The sequence below is a fragment of the Oleiphilus sp. HI0117 genome (genome assembly GCF_001635235.1).
This window is the reverse complement of the sequence record NZ_LWGA01000894.1, coordinates 1-3,750: the sequence shown is the minus strand read 5'-3', so window position 1 is coordinate 3,750 and position 3,750 is coordinate 1. Positions and strand designations below refer to the sequence as shown.

Annotated in this window: 3 protein-coding genes, 3 tRNA genes and 1 pseudogene; 4 read left to right on the top strand and 3 right to left on the bottom strand. The window is 46.4% G+C overall.

What is annotated here, in order from left to right; all coding sequences use genetic code 11:
* The 4 genes from pgsA to A3757_RS15760 all read left to right on the top strand — a co-directional run.
* The coding region (gene pgsA / locus A3757_RS15775; RefSeq protein WP_068739901.1) for a CDP-diacylglycerol--glycerol-3-phosphate 3-phosphatidyltransferase at window positions 1-535 on the top strand (535 nt) is incomplete at its 5' end.
* Between the two features lie 202 nt (window positions 536-737).
* Window positions 738-813: transfer RNA gene (locus A3757_RS15770), tRNA-Gly, on the top strand.
* A gap of 295 nt (window positions 814-1,108) precedes the next feature.
* Window positions 1,109-1,182 (top strand) — tRNA-Cys (locus A3757_RS15765).
* Window positions 1,183-1,221: 39 nt separating this feature from the next.
* Window positions 1,222-1,308, top strand: a tRNA-Leu gene (locus A3757_RS15760).
* Window positions 1,309-1,554: 246 nt separating this feature from the next.
* Here the strand turns inward: A3757_RS15760 and A3757_RS15755 are convergent.
* The 3 genes and pseudogenes from A3757_RS15755 to A3757_RS15745 form a co-directional block, all read right to left on the bottom strand.
* Window positions 1,555-1,983, bottom strand: coding sequence for a thioesterase family protein (locus A3757_RS15755; RefSeq protein ID WP_068514211.1), 429 nt, complete (start codon window positions 1,981-1,983; stop codon window positions 1,555-1,557).
* Between the two features lie 9 nt (window positions 1,984-1,992).
* Window positions 1,993-2,994, bottom strand: a complete 1,002-nt coding sequence (locus A3757_RS15750; protein ID WP_068515794.1) for an NAD(P)-dependent alcohol dehydrogenase — start codon at window positions 2,992-2,994, stop codon at window positions 1,993-1,995.
* Between the two features lie 414 nt (window positions 2,995-3,408).
* Window positions 3,409-3,750: pseudogene (locus A3757_RS15745) on the bottom strand (IS91 family transposase); the annotation flags it as partial.

The window sequence follows — 3,750 nt, the reverse complement described above, 5'->3', positions numbered from 1 at the left end:
CCTTACCGTTTCCAGAATTGTTCTTATTCCGGTTTTTGTCGTAGCGTATTACTTGCCGATAGAATCGAGTGCCATCTTAGCTGCAGCGTTATTTTTTATTGCAGGTTGTACGGATTATCTTGATGGCTACCTGGCAAGAAAGTGGAACCAGACTACACCCTTTGGTGCTTTTCTTGATCCAGTCGCAGATAAACTGATGGTGGCAATGTCCTTGGCGGTGATAATCGAAAGCTATTACTCTGTCTGGGTGACGATTCCAGCGATGATTATTATTGGGCGTGAAATTGTCGTTTCAGCCTTGCGAGAGTGGATGGCAGAGCAGGGCAAACGTGATAATGTTGCGGTGTCGTTCATCGGTAAGCTAAAAACTATGTGCCAGATGGGCTCCATTATGCTGTTGTTGCTAGGCCCTGAATCTGACTGGTTTTATTGGTCTGGGATTGGCCTTATATACTTCGCATCGATTCTTACGCTATGGTCAATGTACCAATATCTCACAGCATCGTGGGAGCACTTATTCTCTGAAGAGAGTTAGAAGCGGAGTAAGTATTACTGCTTTGGTATAAAAAATAATCGATCTGCTTCTCGGAAAATAGATAGCTGAAAAAAAGTGAATTATTCTCTTAAACATTGCTTGACTCTTAAATCGAATCCGTTAATATATGCGCCACTTCAGCAACACAGGCAACGAAAAGTTGTTTTTTACTAGAGTGTTGCAATGAAATATGAAGTGATCTGCGGGAATAGCTCAGCTGGTAGAGCACAACCTTGCCAAGGTTGGGGTCGCGAGTTCGAATCTCGTTTCCCGCTCCAAATTCTAAAAAACCTCGGATTTATCCGAGGTTTTTTGTTAGTGGACTATAAAGATTTATCGATATAGTTTACGGTGTAGTTTAAAGGCGCGATAGCAAAGCGCTTAGGGCTCTGCCCGATTAACAAGAGTGCACTGGATTGCTGCAATCCTACGGTAGAATTTGAAGCTCTTGTTTAGTACAAGTTTAAAGGCGCGATAGCAAAGCGCTTAGGGCTCTGCCCGATTAACAAGAGTGCACTGGATTGCTGCAATCCTATGGTAGAATTTGAAGCTCTTGTTTAGTACAAGTTTAAAGGCGCGATAGCAAAGCGGTTATGCACTGGATTGCAAATCCACGTAGGCCGGTTCGACTCCGGCTCGCGCCTCCATTTAGCATCCCTTTGGTGTTAAATGTAAAAGCCCCCAAAGCCCGGGTGGCGAAATTGGTAGACGCAACAGACTTAAAATCTGTCGTCCTTCGGGACGTGCCGGTTCGATTCCGGCCCCGGGCACCATACTCATTTCAGTCAGATTCATTCAATTACAGTCAAGTACTGTCAAAGTCCAATATTTACAGTGGCTTAGCGTAGGTTGTCGCCTTTCAGGTACGTTCATATCCGGTCAATTGCGTCAGATTCAGTCATGCTTTACCCCTTGCATATTTTTATTAGGGGGTAAATTGGGGGTAATTCTCAGTTCGATTTAGGAGTTACCCCTTATGCAGAGACGTCGATTACCTGGAAAATTAACTGATGCAGAAATTAGAACACTACAATACTCTGCGGCACTGAAATTGCCTTTCTTTGCTCATAGTCATAGAAAACCACACCGGTCTTTGCCAAGGTAATGATTTTTGGCTTATCTTTGTCATCTGTGGCTTTGCTGACTCGGTAGAGCATTTGGCAGCTTCTATTCGACACCTCCGTGACAGCAATATCAAATACCAATTCATCACCAAAAAAAGCCTCGTCGATATACATGACTTGCAGGTCTGCCAGAATGTAGCCTTGAGCGCTGTCTTCAAGTTCACATATACCTATCGATTCAAAAAAAGCAGCCCTGGCTTCATGAATCATCGAGACTAATTTGTCATGGCCGAGGTGCTTACGGTAATTTACGTCCTGTATCCGAACTGATTGCGACATCGAGAAGTGAGCGTAATCCGGGAAATCGATACTAACTTTGGACATTCTAATTTCCTATTTGCTTAAGACAATTCGGTAATGCGCCTTGCCACTCTCAAGTCTGGCTATCGCTTCATTGACTTGGTCGAACTTGAAGTGCTCAACCTTGGGTTTAATGTCGTGTCGCTTTGCAAATGACAACATATTGCGCAGTGCTTGCGGACTCCCAACAGGAGAGCTAGACACTGAGCGTTGACCGGCCATCAATGAAAATACGTTAAGATCTAAAGGCTCAAGTGTCGCACCGACAAAATGTAGCTTGCCCTTGGGGGCGAGTGTATTGACGTATTGGTTCCATTTGAGTTTCACATTAACGGTGGATAAGACCAAGTCAAACTTGCCGGCCAGAGCGTTGAGTTCGTCAGGGTTTTTGGAGTCAACGGTATAGTGCGCACCAAGCTCTAGGGCTTCAGCTTTTTTAGCTTCAGATGAGGTAAAGGCCCAGACTTCACAGCCCCAGGCACGTAAAAACTGTAGGGCTAAGTGGCCTAGTCCACCAATCCCAATGACGCCAACGGTGTCGATGGGTTTAATGTTGTATTCAACAAGTGGATTGAAAACGGTCACGCCAGCACAAAACAAAGGGGCGGCTGAAGGCTCTTCAAAACCCTCGGGTAAGGCAACGACGCTACTTTCTTCCGCGCGTACCTTGTCAGCAAATCCGCCGTGATGACCGATGATGGTTCCTTGGGCTGAAGCGCAAAGGTTATGGTCGCCGCTATGGCAGGACGAGCAGCTCATGCAGTAGCCAGAGTGCCAGCCTAAGCCGACAGTCTGTCCAATTTGAATCGACTTAACGCGCTTACCGATGGCGTTCACTTTGCCGATCACCTCATGCCCGGGCACAAAAGGGTATTGGGTCATTCCCCATTCGTTGTTGAGCATGCTTAGGTCACTGTGGCAAATGCCGCAGTGCTCGACGGCAATTTCAACTTGGTCGTCTGGTAAATCACCAGGATCGTATTCGAATGGTTTTAGTTCACCACCTGCTTCAAACGCTGCATATGCTTTAATCATGGTAGAAGTCTCCTAAGCCTTGTCGATAGAGTAGTCTAAAAGAAATAGATAGCTGACAGCAAAGCATTCAGCATCATTATCAAAAAGTCAGTGATAAAAATGAATAGCATGACGCCTTTTACTTGCCACACACCTTTGCCGCTTCGATTTTGTACGGCTACCGGCACGTTGAAGGCGAATTGAGGCGTATAGGACGTTTAAAGCACCTTTTCACCCTTCGGATGAAGTAGCATACCCGAAATTGCCGCTCATTTTTATTGCCTAAGCCCCGGAATTTAGCTTCACAGCGCCCAAAGAAGGTCGTATTTTGGTCGATTTGACCGAAAAGTGCCTGGCGAATGGATCTTTAGCCGACAGTTGCCCCACCGGCCTGCCGCAAAGGCTGACAGTACATGGATTGAGAGCTTAGGAGCGTCAATTAAATAAACGAGTCTGCGATGGGCCGAACAGGCTGGGAGTCAGTGGTGGGGCTCGCTCTGGCGGCTGGTTGTGATGGTTAGTATCGGCTTTGGCCGCCTTCTGTTTGAGATGTTTAAGAATCTGCTCGATTATGTCCGGATCCTCAATGCTGGCAATCACTTTGACATGCCCTCCACAGTGCTCGCAAACCTCAATATCAATATTGAAGACTCGCTTAAGTCGCTGCATCCATGTCATGGCATGGTGCCGCTCTTCAGGGGTCTTATCGAGCCAGTCAGTATCGGCTGCTTCTAGTTTGTCAGGCTTTTTTCCGCGTTTAGCCGGTGTGACCTGAAC

Excerpts from the sequence above, each read along its gene's own strand:
- A3757_RS15755 (WP_068514211.1), bottom strand. The coding sequence starts at position 1,983 with ATGTCCAAAGTTAGTATCGATTTCCCGGATTACGCTCACTTCTCGATG.
- A3757_RS15750 (WP_068515794.1), bottom strand. The coding sequence starts at position 2,994 with ATGATTAAAGCATATGCAGCGTTTGAAGCAGGTGGTGAACTAAAACCA.